The 14468-nt window shown below is 39.0% G+C and carries 15 protein-coding genes; 4 read left to right on the forward strand and 11 right to left on the reverse strand.

Annotated features, from left to right (window positions below):
* Positions 1–101 precede the first annotated feature (101 nt).
* The 3 genes from panC to tilS are packed head-to-tail and all read left to right on the forward strand — an operon-like array spanning position 102 to position 3222.
* Positions 102–923: a pantoate--beta-alanine ligase gene (panC, locus tag F3H00_RS08195; RefSeq protein ID WP_148798495.1), complete on the forward strand. Its 822-nt coding sequence runs from the start codon at positions 102–104 to the stop codon at positions 921–923.
* 2 nt (positions 924–925) lie between these two features.
* Positions 926–2236 carry a 30S ribosomal protein S12 methylthiotransferase RimO gene (gene rimO / locus F3H00_RS08200; RefSeq protein ID WP_148798493.1) on the forward strand — a complete coding sequence of 437 codons (1311 nt, stop codon included), beginning with the start codon at positions 926–928 and terminating at the stop codon, positions 2234–2236.
* Positions 2233–3222 (forward strand): tRNA lysidine(34) synthetase TilS, encoded by a 990-nt coding sequence (tilS, locus tag F3H00_RS08205; protein WP_148798491.1) that lies wholly within the window; start codon positions 2233–2235, stop codon positions 3220–3222. Before rimO ends, tilS begins: the two co-directional genes overlap by 4 nt.
* Positions 3223–3271: 49 nt before the next feature.
* On the opposite strand, the gene F3H00_RS08210 is transcribed toward tilS, so the two are convergent.
* Positions 3272–4198: a ribose-phosphate pyrophosphokinase gene (locus F3H00_RS08210; protein WP_021090753.1), complete on the reverse strand. Its 927-nt coding sequence runs from the start codon at positions 4196–4198 to the stop codon at positions 3272–3274.
* A 226-nt stretch (positions 4199–4424) separates the two neighbouring features.
* Between F3H00_RS08210 and F3H00_RS08215 the strand changes: the two genes are divergently transcribed.
* Positions 4425–4784, forward strand: a complete 360-nt coding sequence (locus tag F3H00_RS08215) for a DUF488 domain-containing protein (RefSeq protein WP_148798489.1) — start codon at positions 4425–4427, stop codon at positions 4782–4784.
* A gap of 9 nt (positions 4785–4793) precedes the next feature.
* Here the strand turns inward: F3H00_RS08215 and F3H00_RS08220 are convergent, their stop codons facing one another.
* The 10 genes from F3H00_RS08220 to F3H00_RS08265 all read right to left on the reverse strand — a co-directional run bounded on the left by F3H00_RS08220 (position 4794) and on the right by F3H00_RS08265 (position 14468).
* Positions 4794–5618, reverse strand: a complete 825-nt coding sequence (locus F3H00_RS08220) for a pyridoxamine kinase (protein ID WP_148798487.1) — start codon at positions 5616–5618, stop codon at positions 4794–4796.
* Positions 5619–6485 carry a radical SAM protein gene (locus tag F3H00_RS08225; protein ID WP_148798653.1) on the reverse strand — a complete coding sequence of 289 codons (867 nt, stop codon included), beginning with the start codon at positions 6483–6485 and terminating at the stop codon, positions 5619–5621.
* 46 nt (positions 6486–6531) lie between these two features.
* Positions 6532–7554 (reverse strand): uroporphyrinogen decarboxylase, encoded by a 1023-nt coding sequence (gene hemE / locus F3H00_RS08230; RefSeq protein WP_148798485.1) that lies wholly within the window; start codon positions 7552–7554, stop codon positions 6532–6534.
* A 92-nt stretch (positions 7555–7646) separates the two neighbouring features.
* Positions 7647–8192 carry a YqhA family protein gene (locus tag F3H00_RS08235; RefSeq protein ID WP_223155264.1) on the reverse strand — a complete coding sequence of 182 codons (546 nt, stop codon included), beginning with the start codon at positions 8190–8192 and terminating at the stop codon, positions 7647–7649.
* The gene (locus F3H00_RS08240) at positions 8171–9196 is read right to left on the reverse strand and encodes an aspartate-semialdehyde dehydrogenase (protein ID WP_085657435.1); all 1026 of its coding nucleotides are present in this window, start codon (positions 9194–9196) and stop codon (positions 8171–8173) included. The genes F3H00_RS08235 and F3H00_RS08240 overlap by 22 nt, the downstream gene beginning before the upstream one ends.
* Before the next feature lie 50 nt (positions 9197–9246).
* A complete protein-coding gene (locus F3H00_RS08245) occupies positions 9247–10401 on the reverse strand; it encodes a sigma-54-dependent transcriptional regulator (RefSeq protein ID WP_148798482.1) in 1155 nt (384 codons plus the stop codon).
* A gap of 12 nt (positions 10402–10413) precedes the next feature.
* On the reverse strand, positions 10414–10806 hold the full coding sequence (locus tag F3H00_RS08250; RefSeq protein ID WP_148798480.1) for a hypothetical protein: 393 nt from the start codon (positions 10804–10806) through the stop codon (positions 10414–10416).
* Positions 10782–11282 (reverse strand): LPP20 family lipoprotein, encoded by a 501-nt coding sequence (locus F3H00_RS08255; RefSeq protein WP_148798478.1) that lies wholly within the window; start codon positions 11280–11282, stop codon positions 10782–10784. The genes F3H00_RS08250 and F3H00_RS08255 overlap by 25 nt, the downstream gene beginning before the upstream one ends.
* A 43-nt stretch (positions 11283–11325) precedes the next feature.
* Positions 11326–13947, reverse strand: coding sequence for a DNA gyrase subunit A (gene gyrA, locus F3H00_RS08260; RefSeq protein WP_148798476.1), 2622 nt, complete (start codon positions 13945–13947; stop codon positions 11326–11328).
* A 125-nt stretch (positions 13948–14072) separates the two neighbouring features.
* The gene (locus F3H00_RS08265) at positions 14073–14468 is read right to left on the reverse strand and encodes an SseB family protein (RefSeq protein ID WP_148798473.1); all 396 of its coding nucleotides are present in this window, start codon (positions 14466–14468) and stop codon (positions 14073–14075) included.

The following is a 14468-nucleotide window of genomic DNA, read 5'->3' on the forward strand; positions in this document are numbered from 1 at the left end:
TGCCGATTTTAGCCAAAAGTTGCTTACATTTTTAAATTTACGCCCTTTTAATCCTTTTTTGTTACAATGCCAAGTTAAAATTTCAAACAAAAAGAGTCAAAATGCAAATCATAAGAACTATAAAAGAACTTGAAAATTTCGTCTCTAGCACAAGCGCAAAGATCGGTTTTGTGCCGACCATGGGCGCACTTCATGACGGACACGTTAGCCTTATTAAAAAATGCGTGAACGAAAATGAGATAAGTATCGTCTCAACATTCGTTAATCCAACTCAATTTTTACCAGGCGAAGATCTAGACAAATACCCAAGAAATGAGCAAAACGACATTAAAATTTGCGAGCAAAACGGCGTTAGCGCTATCTTTATCCCAGATGCTGGTAAACTTTACTTTGAAGATGAGCCTCTAATCGTTGCTCCAAAGAAATTTTCAGCCATCTTAGAGGGCAAAACTAGGCCTGGACACTTTGACGGCGTACTAAGAGTGCTAAACAAGCTATTTCGCCTAACTCGTGCAAATAGCGTTTATATGGGCAAAAAAGACACACAACAACTAATCATAGTACAAAACATGATAAAGACATTTTTCCTAAACATCGAGCTAGTGGCTTGCGATATCGTTAGAGAGCCAGACGGCTTAGCGCTTTCAAGTAGAAATGTCTATATCTGCGACGAAGATAAATGTAATGCTCTAAGGCTTTCAAGATCGCTAAATAAAGCACAAAATTTGATCCAAAACGGCGAGGAAGACGCAAGTGAGATCAAAACAAAGATGCTTGAAGTGCTAGAGCCGTTAAAGGTTGATTATGTCGCTATTACGGATAGAAATTTAAATGAAATTTCCAAAATAGAAAAAAATAACACCATCATTTTAGTAGCAGCTTATGTTGGCAAAACTAGGCTAATAGACAACATCTGGATATAAAAATGCCAAAACTTCACTTAATTTCACTTGGCTGTAACAAAAATTTAGTTGATTCTGAGATCATGCTTGGCAGATTGCAAAACTACGATATTACAGACGATATCAGTGACGCTGATGTTATCATCGTAAATACCTGTGGCTTTATCAAATCCGCCAAAGAAGAGAGCATACAAACCATACTTGAGATGCACGAAGCTCGTAAAAATGGCTCTTTGCTAGTAGTAACTGGTTGTCTTATGCAGCGCTACAAAGATGAGCTTATGAAAGAGCTACCAGAGGTTGATCTCTTTACCGGTGTGGCTGACTATGACAAGATCGATGAGATCATCTTGAAAAAGCAAAATTTATTTAGCCCGCAAACTTATCTGCAAGCAAATGAAGAGCGTGTGATAACTGGCTCAAACTACCACGCCTACATCAAAATTTCAGAGGGCTGTAACCAAAAATGCAGTTTTTGTGCCATTCCAACTTTTAAAGGCAAGCTAAAATCGCGCTCGCTTGAAAACATCGTAAATGAGGTTAAAAATCTAGTCAAAAAAGGCTACTACGACTTTAGCTTTTTATCACAAGACTCAAGCTCATATATGCGCGATCAGGGCGTTAGCGACGGGCTTATAAATTTAATAGACGAGATAGAAAAGATAAAGGGCGTAAGGAGTGCCAGGATACTTTATCTCTACCCAAGTACAACTAGCAAGGAGCTAATTGAACGTATCATCGCTTCGCCTATCTTTCACAACTACTTTGATATGCCGATCCAACACATCAGCGAAGACATGCTAAAGACAATGAAGCGTGGAAGCGGTGCTAAAAAGATAAAAGAGCTTTTAAATTTAATGAGAAATGCCGAGAATTCATTCTTACGAACTGGTGTCATCGTCGGACACCCTGGCGAGAGCGAGGAGGATTTTGAGGAACTTTGCAAATTTTTAGAAGAGTTTAAATTTGATAGAATTTCAGCCTTTGCCTACTCAAAAGAAGAAGATACGGCATCTTTTGAAATGGAGCAAATCCCAGCTAAGATCATCTCAAAAAGACTAAATAAGATAGAAAAGATCACTAAAAAAGCGATAAATGAGAGCTTGCAAAAAGAGATTGGCAAGCAATTTTATGCTTCTCTTGAGGGCGAAAGCAGCGAGGGCGAGATGTTTTACGCAGCAAAAAAAGACATCTGGGATAAAGATATAGACGGCGAAATTTTAATAAACGAAAGCGACGTAAAAGAGCTTGAGATCGGCTCACTCTACCTTTGTGAGGTCACTGACGTGGTCGATCAAAAACTAATCGCTAAAATCATCAAAAAAGCAAAATGATAAGCCAAAATGTGCGAGAAAAGCTAAGCTCAGGTGCAAACCTGCTTGCATTCTCGCACGGCATAGACAGCACCGCACTTTTTTACATTTTAGAAGAGGCTGGGATCAAATTTGATATAGCGATGGTTGATTACAATGTGCGAGAGCAAAGCAAAAGCGAGATAAAAAGTGCAAAAGAGCTCGCAGATAAATTTGGTAAAAAAATTTATACTAAAAGCGTTTTTTTAGATAATTCAAATTTTGAAAAAAATGCGCGCGAGGTAAGATATGAGTTTTTTGGCGAGATTTGTCAAAAATTTAGCTATGAAAATTTGATCCTAGCACATCAGTTTGACGATAAATTTGAGTGGTTTTTGATGCAACTTGGTAAAGGTGCTGGACTAAAAGAGCTCTTTGGCATGAGTGAGTTTGAAAAAAGAAAGCACTTTTGGCTAGTTAGGCCGCTTTTAAATTTACGCAAAAAAGAGCTTCAAAATTATCTTAATGAGAGAAATTTGGACTATTTTATTGATGAGACAAATTTAAAGGGCGAGTTTAAAAGAAGCTTCATGAGGCTAAATTTTAGCGAACCGTTTTTAGATAATTATTTTAATGGCGTAAAAAAAAGCTTTGAGTTTTTAGAAGCCGATAGACAAATTTTAATGCCAAATATCACAAAAATAAGTGATGAAATTTTTATCATAAAAAATGATAGTAATGCGATACGAGGCATCGACATGGTCGCAAAAGAGCTAAACGTGCTTCTAAGCAAAGCTCAAAAAGATGAGCTAAGCACAAATTTAGCAAAGCAAACAAGCGTGGTACTAAGTGGCAAGATAGCTGTCGGATACGCAGACACTTACCTTTTAGTAACTCCATTTTGCAAAGCCATAATGCCAAAAATTTTTAAAGAGAAGGCTAGAATTTTAAAAATTCCAGCTATAAATAGAGGCTATCTTTTTGCTATAAATTTTGATTTATCAAAATTAGATTCTAATAAATATTGAAAGATTTGGCTTTTGCCTGAAACAACTCCAAAGCAAAAGCCAAGATTAATTAAAATAAGCTATTTACGCTTTCATTGTGATATACACGGCGTATCACTTCGCCAAACAATGAAGCTGCGCTTAGCACTTTTATACAAGGTAGCTCCTCTGCTAAAGGTATCGTATCAGTAACAACTAGCTCATCCAAAAAGCCTAGTTTTAGCCTATCGTAAGCTGGTCCGCTAAGGACTGGATGCGTACAAAACGCCATAACGCTAGTTGCGCCACGCTCTTTAAAAATTTCAGCTGCTTTTACGATCGTGCCAGCTGTATCTATCATATCATCAACTAAAATCACATCTTTACCATTTACGTCACCGATTATATTCATCACTTCGCTCTCGTTTGCTTTTTCGCGGCGCTTATCTACGATAACCATGTCAAGATTTAGATTTTTAGCCAAGGCTCTAGCACGAGCTACGCCGCCTACATCAGGACTTGCAACGATTGGATTTGGTAAATTTTTGGCCCTTACATAGTCATTAAAAATGATACTTCCATAAAGGTTATCAACCGGAATATCAAAAAATCCTTGAATTTGTCCTGCGTGAAGATCCATAGTGACGACTCTATCGATACCTGCTGTTTGCATCATGTTTGCCACTAGTTTTGCAGTGATCGGCACTCTAGGAGCTGCTTTTCTGTCTTGTCTAGCGTAGCCAAAATACGGCACAATCGCTGTTATAGAGCTTGCACTACTGCGTCTTAAAGCATCAGTTAAAATAAGTAGCTCCATTAAATTTGTATTTGTCGGTGCACATGTTGGCTGAATGACAAAAACATCTTTTCCGCGCACGCTCTCGCCGATTTGCACGCTGATCTCTCCATCGCTAAATCTTTTTATACTTGCCTCGCTAAGAGGAAGTGAAAGATATTGCGAAATTTTCTTTGAAAGCTCAATATTAGCCGTTCCTGAGAAAATTTTATAGCCTCTCATAATGATAACCCTTTTAGTGATTTTTATGTTGGGATTTTATCAAAACGAGCTTTAATTTAAATTTATTCTTTTTAGGACCATTTCTAGCCCTAGTTTAATTCTTATCGCCACAATCAAAAATTTGAGCTTTGATTTTACAAACCTTAAATTTTAAACAAGTATAAAAAATATAAGATAACTAAGAATATTTTTTTATTTATAAACATTATAGGATTACAATCACAACATGTTTAAAGCTTATAGAATTTATGATTTTATCAAAGATGATAGTTTGGATATGAAGGCAGCTTTTGTTGATAGACTCTATCCAAGAGGCATAAGAAAAGAGATATTTTCAAATTTTCTTTGGTTAAAAGATATCACACCAAGCACTGCTTTAAGAGAGTGGTTTCATGAAGATAGAGAAGCTAGATTTGATGAGTTTTGTGAGAAATTTGAGCTCGAGCTTGATAATGAAAAAGCACAATCTTGCTTTAAAATGCTAAAAAAACTAGAAAAAGAGTATGGCGATATAGCACTTTTAACAGCTAGTAAAGATATAAATCTTTGCCATATCGTTGTGTTATTAAAAATTTTAAATAAGTAGTTTGCCCGCCTATTTTGCAAGAGCGCCAAGCACCTTTTCAAACTGCACACCATACCATGTGCGGTTCTTATCTTTTAATGTGATTTTAATGCTACTAAGCACAAAATTTGCCGCCTTTTTTATAGCAGTTTCTATCGTTTCGCCATTTACTAGCGAGCCAAAAAGCACTGAAGCAAATATATCTCCAGTCCCACTCGTGTGAAATGGCAAAAATTCGTGAAAATACCCTACCTTCTCTTTTGTCTTTGCGTCGTAAGCTATGATGCCGCATTCATTTTGCTTGTATCTAATGCCCTTTAACACAATCTTTCTAACTCCAAAGCTAGCTAAACCTTCAAGCAACTCTAAAATATAATCTTGCGTATAGTCACTGCCTAAAAACGGCATCCCGCACATAAAGCTTGCTTCAGTTATATTTGGCGTGATGACGTGAGCCTTTGTGCAAATTTCACGCATTTTCATAACAAATTTTTTATCAAACCCATGATAGAGCTTGCCATTGTCACCCATGCAAGGATCTACAAGTATTAGCGGAGCAGAGCTACTAAACTCATTAAAAATTTTCTCTATCAGCTCAAGCTGGCTAAAGCTGCCTAAAAACCCAGTATAAATTCCATCAAATGCGATATTTTCTTTGTGCCAAACCTGTGTTATCTCGTCAAATTCATTAGTTAGATCACGAAAAGTGAAATTTTTAAAGCCAGTATGAGTCGAAAGTAGCGCAGTAGGCAATATACATGCTTCGATGCCTTGAGCGCTAATTATCGGAAGTGCGACAGTAAGGGAACATTTGCCAACACACGAGATATCTTGTATTGTAAGGATTCTTTTCATTTATACTCTTAGTTTATAAAATTTTACTCCAGCAATATCGGCTAGATAAACCACATCTTGTTGCAAGAATTTTGCTAGAGTTTGCTTTGAAGAGTCAGAAAAATTCTCTTCAACATTTGCAATAGTTTGCGGACGACGCCTTAGCATTTCTAAAATTTCATCCTCACTAAAGTTATACTTTTGCTCTATTTTGTGAGCCTTAGCTATATTAACCGGTACGCAACTTATCTGCTTGGCTAGCTCCTCTAGTTTTTTGGCGTCTACACCCTTTACATTGTAAGCTGGTGGGCGATCTATCGTGCCAATATCCACTCGGTGCGGAGCTATCTCTTTTATCGCCACGTTAAGTGTTTCAAACTCACTTTTTTTGTCGTTAAATCCAGCCACGACCAAAATTTCAAGCACAAGTTCGCCTTTAAATTCCTTGCAAAATTTAGCCATCGCTTTTATGAGCTCGCCAACTTCTATGCCACTTTTGTTGCGGTCTATCTTTTTAAATGTGCTTTGCACCGCGCTATCAAGGCTAAATTTAACTATATCAAGCCCTTGCAAGGCTTCACAAATTTTTGGATCACACACGCCTGAGCCATTACTCAAAATAAGTGTTTTTGCGCTACCTTTTAGCTCATTTACTTTTGCTATCAGCTCTTTTAGGTGTGGGTAAAGAGTTGGTTCGCCATTTGCTGTAAGCGTGATGACATCGATGTTTTGATAAGTTTTTAAAGCTTCTTTTAAATCGCTTATAATCTCGTCAACACTTGGCGGATTTTCTATCGCATTGACTGTTTTTGCGCCACTTAGCTCGCAATAAACACAGTCAAAATTACATGATTTTTGATTAGGGCTTAGATCTATGCCAAGGCTCATGCCAAAACGGCGAGAATTTATCGGTCCAAAGACAATGCAAGGCTTATTACCTTGCACTTTTTACTTGCACCTGTTTTATGAAATATTTTGCATTTTCAACCGGTATGTCTGGTAAGATTCCGTGACCTAGATTAAAGATATGTGGAGCACCTTTCATTGTATCTAAAATTTTATCAATGCCTTCATCTATCGCCTTTTTGCTATAAAGTCTGGTTGGCTCCATATTGCCTTGAAGGACGTATTTTGGACTTAGTTTTTCTTTGGCTAGCTCAATTGGCGTACTCCAATCAACACCAAAAACGTCAAAATTTCCTGAAATTTTATCCAAATAGCCACTTATCCCCTTTGGAAAAACGATGACCGGAATTTCTGGAAACTCAGCTTTTACGCTATCAACTATTTTATTTATATAGCTAAATCCAAACTCAAAATAAGCCTGCTCCTCAAGTGCAGCTGCCCAGCTGTCAAAAATTTGCACCGCATTTACACCAGCTTTTATCTGCTCTTTGACATAAAGAATGAGAGCTTGCGTCACTTTTTCTAAAATTTGATGTAAAAATTCTGGATTTTGATAGAGCATTTTTTTGCAGACCGCATAAGTTTTACTGCCGCCACCTTCTATCATATATGTAGCTATCGTCCAAGGTGCGCCACAAAAGCCAATTAGCGCCTTATCTTTGGCTAAATTTTCTCTTGTGAGCTTGATCGTATCGTAGACGTATGCTAAATTTTTAGTCGATTTTTCGATACTAAGTACGTCAAGTGCAGCTTTATCACGCAAAGGCTCTGTAAAAACTGGCCCTTCTCCCTTTTCAAAACGTAGATCCATGCCCATTTCAAGAGGCACGACCAAGATATCGCTAAATAAAATCGCTGCATCAACGCCAAGAATTTCAACTGGCTGAAGTGTGACTTCACTAGCCTTTTTGTAGTCTTTGCAAAGAGATAAAAAATCCCCTGCTTGCGCGCGTACTCGCATATACTCTGGCAAATATCTACCAGCTTGGCGCATCATCCAAACAGGCGTATATGGGGTCGGTTTTTTAAGACAAGCGTCTATAAAAATCATCAAATTTCCTTTAAATTTTTAAATGGATATTACCTAAAAATAGCTAAAGAAAAGATGTAAGAGAAATTTTAAGCGTAAAAACGCTTAAAATTTTAGTGATCTCCCTTGTGAAGGAAGTAAAGTCCAAGGCAAAGTGCAAGGATAGAAGCCGCAAGATAGGCCATCTCAAGCGGAGTTGTGAAGTTTGCGTGAAGCACTCTTTGGAAGAAATTTACGATTAAAACCATGACGATCACTTTGCCAAGCTTGTCTTTTAGCTCATCAAGCGAATGCACTTCAAGCACCTTGCTCTGCTTTGACTGCTTTAACTGTGTGATCTCTGAGATGAAAAGCTCGTAAATTCCGAAGCTAAATATATAAAGAACAAGTGCCATCAAGTATAGATCGATCGCTCCAACGATCTCGCCAACGACTTCTGAGTGGAAATTTTCAACGTGAAAATCTGCAGCAAAGAAATATTTATAAACCTCTAAAAGTACCTTGCCGACATCATAACTTGCGATGATGAAAAGTACGATCGCACCTAAAAGTCCAAAAACTACTGGAAAAAGTGTAAAGCTGTTGCTAGCAAGCAAAATTTTTTCAAATATCTTACGCAATAAAAAATCCTTTTTATTTACTCTTGCATCGCGATCCATTTTTGTGCGATCCTGACAGCATTTGTAGCAGCCCCTACGCGGATCTGATCAGCACTACACCAAAGATGAAGCACGTTAGGTCTGTAATTATCAACTCTGATCCTACCAACATAAGTCTCATTTGTATCGCTTGAAATGATAGGCATCGGATACTCTTTATTTGCTGGATTATCGACTACAACGACGCTTGGGGCTTTGCTTAAAATTTCTCTTGCTGCATCCGCACTTACATCCTTATCAAAATGGATAGTGATCGCCTCAGAGTGACTTCTAAGTACTGGCACACGCACACAGGTAGCGCTAACTTCTATATCTTTGTGAAGAATTTTTTGCGTTTCATTGACCATTTTCATCTCTTCTTTTGTGTAGTCATTGTCCAAAAAGACATCGATGTGTGGGATCACATTTAGCGCTAGGCGGTGCGCAAATACCTTTGGCTCACACTCATCAAGCTTAAACTCAAAGAATTTTTGCATCTGAACGACAAGCTCTTCCATGCCCTCTTTGCCAGCACCGCTTGCTGCTTGGTATGTAGAAACATCGACTCTATTGATACTAAAAGCGTCATTTAGTGGTTTTAAAATTTGCACCATTTGGATAGTCGAGCAGTTTGGATTTGCGATGATACCGCGATTTTTCCACATAGCAATGTCGCTTGGATTACACTCTGGCACAACAAGAGGGATGTCTTTATCCATCCTAAAATGGCTGGTGTTATCGATGACTACTGCGCCACTATCAGCTGCAAATTTGGCAAATTTTTCTGAGACTGAACCGCCCGCACTAAAAAATGCTATATCTATCTCGTGCTCGCTAAAAACCTTTTCGGTTAGCTCTTTTACTTTGTAATATTTGCCATTAAATTCGATCTCGCTGCCAGCACTTTTTGCGCTAGCAAGCGGCAAAAGCTCTCCAACTGGAAACTCAACCTCTTCCATCACTCTAAAAAGCTCTTCGCCGACCGCTCCAGTAGCACCAACGACAGCTACGTTAAATTTTCTCATCTGCTCTCCTTATCTTTTTTTAATTTTCGTAATTTTACTTAAATTTATGGCTATTTTTTGCTTCTAGCTTGTAAAAATAGATCTTTTGGCAAAATTTCATTGCCCTCGCTTAGTATCGCCGCTCTTTGCACGACTGAAATGAGCTCTCTTATGTTGCCTGGATAGTCGTAGCTCAAAAGCTCTTCTTTTGCTGCTTTTGAGAAATTTTTAGCCTCAAAGCCATACTCTTTACAGCACTTTTCTAAAGCATCCTGAGCGATAGGTAAAATTTCATCCTTTCGCTCGCGAAGTGGCGGGATGAAAAGCGGGATCGTATTTAGGCGGTAGAAAAGATCCTCTCTAAACCTGCCCTCCTTCATCGCAAGCTCTAAATTTGTGTTTGTAGCGCAGATGATGCGAACATCTATCTTTTCGCTCTTTGTAGCGCCAAGTCTTGTTATCTCGCGCTCCTGCAAGGCACGAAGCAGCTTTGGTTGTAAATTTATAGGCATCTCGCCGATCTCATCTAAAAATAGCGTTCCGCCATTTGCTAGCTCAAACTGTCCTTTTTTTGTAGTCGCAGCGTCGGTGAATGCACCTTTTTCAAAGCCAAAAAGCTCACTTTCTATCAAATTTTCAGGGATCGCCGCCATATTTAAAGCAACAAATGCTGCATCTTTTCTAGGTGAGTTTGTGTGGATAAATTTAGCAAAGACCTCCTTGCCAACGCCGCTTTCGCCACTAAGCATTATTGAAGCGTCAGTCCTTGCGGCTTTTAGCGCGATATTTAGCGTAGATTCAAGCGCCTTTGAAGTGGCTAAAAAGCCGTTATTTTCGCTTTTTGTTTCTATTTTTTTTATAGTTTTTGGAGTTTTTTGCTTAAGAAGCTTGACCCTTTTTATCGCTTCATATAGCGTCGAGACGTCAAATGGCTTTGTTAAAAAGTCCTTCACGCCGAGCCTAACGCTCTCTATCGCCTTATTAAGCGTCGCATTTCCTGTCATTATGATGACGTCAAATTTGCCGTTTAACTCTTTAATGAACTCAAGTCCGTCCATCTTTGGCATGTTTATATCAGTGATGATTAGATCAGTGTCGTCGCTTAGCTTTTTTAGAGCCTCAACTGCGCCCTTGTAGCTTTTGATGTTTAGCTCTTCATACTCGCCAAGTGCGATCTCAAGCGACTTTCGCATATTGATGTCATCTTCTACTATGACGATATTCATTTGATCTCTTTTTTATTGAAGTGTGCCGATGATAGCGGATTTTGGCTTAAATTCCACCATAAATCTAACTGGCAAAATTTTCAAATTTGAAGCGTTTGAGATCTGTGCATTTTTGACATTAAGCTCATTTTTTATCATCACTTTTTTTAAAGCAAAGCAGTCAAAAATTTCATCTTTGTGTAAATTTAAAAAGCCAAGGGCTGTGGTATTTTCATCTTTAAAAGCGTCTATCTGGCAAAGAAATTTTGGTTTTGGATTTGGCGAAAGAGTCATCGCCTTTGAAAATGAAATTTCTTCAAAGGCAACTATTTGATTTTTCGTATCTACCTTTGCCCAGAAGATAAACTCCTCCAGGCAAAAGGAGAAATTTAAAAGTATCGTTAGTAAGAAAAGACTTCTCGCCACTTATCTTCGTCTATCTTAAGCTCCATATTTACCTTATAAAGCCCGTCTTTGAAATTTTCATTCACGATCCTTGCATTTTTGACAAGTCCTTGAACCTTTGAAGTGATAGATGAGTCGTTTAGCATCGCGTCTCTTACGGTGTCTTCAGCGTTGATCTTTACGCCATAAAGCTTACCAGCAAGCTGCGAATAAGCATCAGCCATCGCCGCTCTTTTTGCAAGTGTAACTGACTGAGCGTATGAGAGCGAATTTAGCGGAGCTATGCCCTCGCCTGTGGCTCTAAAAGTGGTCTCTCTTGGAGCGCTATCATATATCATCTTCTCTTTTTTCATCACCTCTCTAAGATCGTCTTTATCGACCTTTTGGATGACTACGTTGCGGTTTGATGTGTTAGTTGGCTCGCCCATAAAGCCGTTAAATGAGCAGCCACCAAAAATAGCAATTATCAAAGTAAAAGATAAAATTTTAACCTTCATAAACAACCTTTTTATGCTTTTATTTAAATTTTAATAGCAAAATTTATTCCAAAAGCCCCATATCTTCGCTTGGTGCTTCGTCCTCGTCCTCGCCATCATCTGCCTTAGGGCATCTTGCAATACTTACAACATCATCGCCATCGACATTTACAACGATCACACCACTTGTGTTACGTCCTGCTTTGCGGATGGTTTGCATATCAACTCTGATCATCTTGCCACTTGATGTTAGAGCCATTAGATCTTGCTCTTCATCAACCATCACAACACCGATCAGATCGCCTGTTCTGCTTGTTAGTTTCATACAGATGACGCCTTTACCGCCGCGATTTGTCAAGCGGTACTCATCAGCGGTTGTGCGCTTGCCGATACCTTTTTGAGATATGCTTAAAATTTCTTGATCATTGCTTTCGATGACTGCTGCGCCTACGACCTCATCGCCTGGCTCTTTAAATTTGATGCCAGTTACGCCGCGTGCAGTTCTTCCCATTTGGCGAACCTTACTAATCTTAAATTTAAGACACATACCTTTTTTAGTCACTACAAATAGCATTGTCTCATTGCCTGAGTTTGCGTCTTCTTCGGCGTTTGCATTGTCTTCGTCGATCTCGTTTTGTATCTCTTCTATCTCAAGTACTTCAGTCTCAACGCTTAGCTCATTTTCAGGGTCAGTCACCGGCATATCATCATATGTTTGAGCGATGAGCGCAGTTACTAGCTCATCATTCTCATCAAGACTGATCGCTCTTACGCCAACTGAACGGATGTTTTTAAACTCGCTTAAATTTGTGCGTTTTACGATACCGTTTTTAGTAAAGAATGCTAGCGATTTGCTCTCGTCAAAGTCAGTCGTTGGGATGATCGCTTTAATCTTCTCATCAGGCTGCAACTGGATCAAATTTACAACTGCTTTGCCCTTTGCCGTGCGGCTTCCCTCTGGGATTTTGTAGACCTTTAACCAGTATAGCTGTCCGCGGTCTGTCACAAACATAAGCGTGTCGTGAGTATTTGAAGTAAAGAAACTCTCTATAAAGTCATCGTCGTATGTCGTGACCGCTACTTTACCCTTGCCACCACGTTTTTGCTTCTCGTACTGCTTGCTTGGCACACGCTTGATGTAGCCGCGGTGAGTTATGGTTACGACCATATTTTCATTTGGTATGAGGTCTTCGATATCGATGTCATCGTAGTCATCAACGATCTCAGTAACCCTTGGTACTTTAAATTTATTTTTGATCTCTAAAAGCTCTTCTTTGATCAAATTCTCAAGCAGTGTCTCACTCTTTAAAATTTCATCAAGTCTTGCGATCTCAGCCATAAGCTCGGCCAGCTCGGCCTCTAGTTTTTCTCTCTCTAGGCCTGTGAGCTTACTTAGACGCATATCAAGGATAGCGTTTGCTTGAAGCTCTGAGAGATTAAATTTACTCATCAAGCCTTCTCTAGCAACGGCTGTATCAGCACTATTTCTAATAAGCTCGATCACCTCGTCGATGTTATCAAGTGCGATCTTTAGACCCTCTAAGATGTGGGCTCTTGCGCGCGCTTTTTCAAGCTCAAATATCGTCCTTCTAATGATAACGGTTTTTCTGTGATTTAAAAATAGCTTAAGTAGCTCGATAAGGTTAAATACCTTTGGCTCTTTGTTATTAATAGCAAGCATAATAACGCCAAAAGTGCTCTCCATCGTGGTTGATTTAAAGAGATTATTTAGCACGATGTCGCTCATCGCGTCGCGTTTTAGCTCGATGACTACGCGGATGCCGTCCTTATCAGACTCATCTCTAACCTCGCTAATGCCATCTATCTGCTTATCTTTTACAAGCTCGGCGATCTGTTCGATAAGTCTAGCTTTGTTTGTTTGATAAGGTAGCTCGTCGATAACGATGACATCTTTGTTTGGCTTTTTTTCTATGTGAGTTTTGGCTCTTAGTTTGACCCTACCACGACCTGTACGGTAGGCCTCTATTATGCCTTTTTTGCCAAAGATGATACCACCAGTTGGAAAGTCTGGGCCTTTGATAAATTCCATTATCTCTTCAAGTGTCGCTTCTTTATTCTCAAGAAGAAGCAAAAGACCATCTATTAACTCATCAAGGCTGTGTGGCGGGATATTTGTCGCCATACCAACAGCAATACCGCTTGAGCCGTTTAATAATAAATTTGGCACACGGCTTGGAAGTACATCTGGCTCGATCTCTCTGTCGTCGTAGTTTGGCACAAAATCAACCGTGTCTTTGTCTATATCTTTCAAAAGCTCCTCAGTAAGCATAGTCATTCTAGCTTCGGTATAACGCATCGCAGCTGCGCTGTCGCCGTCGATCGAGCCAAAGTTTCCTTGTCCGTCAACAACTGGATAACGCATAGAAAATTTCTGGGCCATACGAACAAGTGCATCATAAACTGCTGTGTCGCCGTGTGGGTGGTACTTACCGATGACTTCACCGACGATACGAGCTGACTTCATATAAGCACTTCTGCTACCAACGCCAAGATTATCCATAGCATATAAAATTCTTCTGTGAACTGGCTTTAGTCCGTCTCTAGCATCAGGCAAAGCACGTCCCACAATGACACTCATGGAGTAGTCAAGATAGCTAGTTTTTATAGACTCTTCGATATCAACAGATGCGATATCTTGAGTTAATTCAAGTAGATTGTCTTTCATTTTTTTCCTTAAATTTAGCTTGCCTGATTTTAGCCAATAATTGATAAAAACTTGCTAAATAGCAAATTTGTGCAGCGCGAAAGATCGCTATAGTAAAACAAAAATTTCTTTTTATAAAGCAAAATTTAGTTCAAAATTTTTTCTATCTGATCTTTTTTAAGAATAAAATCGTAGCTAAAAGCATCTATCACGACTCCAGCGTAGCTACTCTCTTTTAGGATAGCTAGATACTCTTTTAGACCTATCTCAACACTCTCTTGCTCGCTGTCGTTTCGCCAAAGCTTCATCGCCTCTTTGCTTGTAAATGCCGGAAAATAGCTAAGCTTCTCGCCCTCATCTTCAAGCAGGATAAATTTGATATTTGAGCCCTCTTCTTCATAAACCACACCACCATCAGGCTTTGCTAGCGCTTGGTTTAAAAGCACCGGAGCAAAAAAACTAGCCTTTTTCAAAGCTGCTATCAAATTTATCTCATTTTGCTGACTAGGCTCTTTTAAAAATTCATCCATCGCTTCTTGCAT

It is taken from the genome of Campylobacter concisus (assembly GCF_902460845.1).
GTDB classification, from domain to species: domain Bacteria; phylum Campylobacterota; class Campylobacteria; order Campylobacterales; family Campylobacteraceae; genus Campylobacter_A; species Campylobacter_A concisus_X.

Coding starts and splice junctions, on each gene's coding strand:
- panC (WP_148798495.1), top strand. CDS start 102: ATGCAAATCATAAGAACTATAAAAGAACTTGAAAATTTCGTCTCTAGC.
- rimO (WP_148798493.1), top strand. CDS start 926: ATGCCAAAACTTCACTTAATTTCACTTGGCTGTAACAAAAATTTAGTT.
- tilS (WP_148798491.1), top strand. CDS start 2,233: ATGATAAGCCAAAATGTGCGAGAAAAGCTAAGCTCAGGTGCAAACCTG.
- F3H00_RS08210 (WP_021090753.1), bottom strand. CDS start 4,198: ATGAGAGGCTATAAAATTTTCTCAGGAACGGCTAATATTGAGCTTTCA.
- F3H00_RS08215 (WP_148798489.1), top strand. CDS start 4,425: ATGTTTAAAGCTTATAGAATTTATGATTTTATCAAAGATGATAGTTTG.
- F3H00_RS08220 (WP_148798487.1), bottom strand. CDS start 5,618: ATGAAAAGAATCCTTACAATACAAGATATCTCGTGTGTTGGCAAATGT.
- F3H00_RS08225 (WP_148798653.1), bottom strand. CDS start 6,485: ATGAGCCTTGGCATAGATCTAAGCCCTAATCAAAAATCATGTAATTTT.
- hemE (WP_148798485.1), bottom strand. CDS start 7,554: ATGATTTTTATAGACGCTTGTCTTAAAAAACCGACCCCATATACGCCT.
- F3H00_RS08235 (WP_223155264.1), bottom strand. CDS start 8,192: ATGGATCGCGATGCAAGAGTAAATAAAAAGGATTTTTTATTGCGTAAG.
- F3H00_RS08240 (WP_085657435.1), bottom strand. CDS start 9,196: ATGAGAAAATTTAACGTAGCTGTCGTTGGTGCTACTGGAGCGGTCGGC.
- F3H00_RS08245 (WP_148798482.1), bottom strand. CDS start 10,401: ATGAATATCGTCATAGTAGAAGATGACATCAATATGCGAAAGTCGCTT.
- F3H00_RS08255 (WP_148798478.1), bottom strand. CDS start 11,282: ATGAAGGTTAAAATTTTATCTTTTACTTTGATAATTGCTATTTTTGGT.
- gyrA (WP_148798476.1), bottom strand. CDS start 13,947: ATGAAAGACAATCTACTTGAATTAACTCAAGATATCGCATCTGTTGAT.
- F3H00_RS08265 (WP_148798473.1), bottom strand. CDS start 14,468: ATGCAAGAAGCGATGGATGAATTTTTAAAAGAGCCTAGTCAGCAAAAT.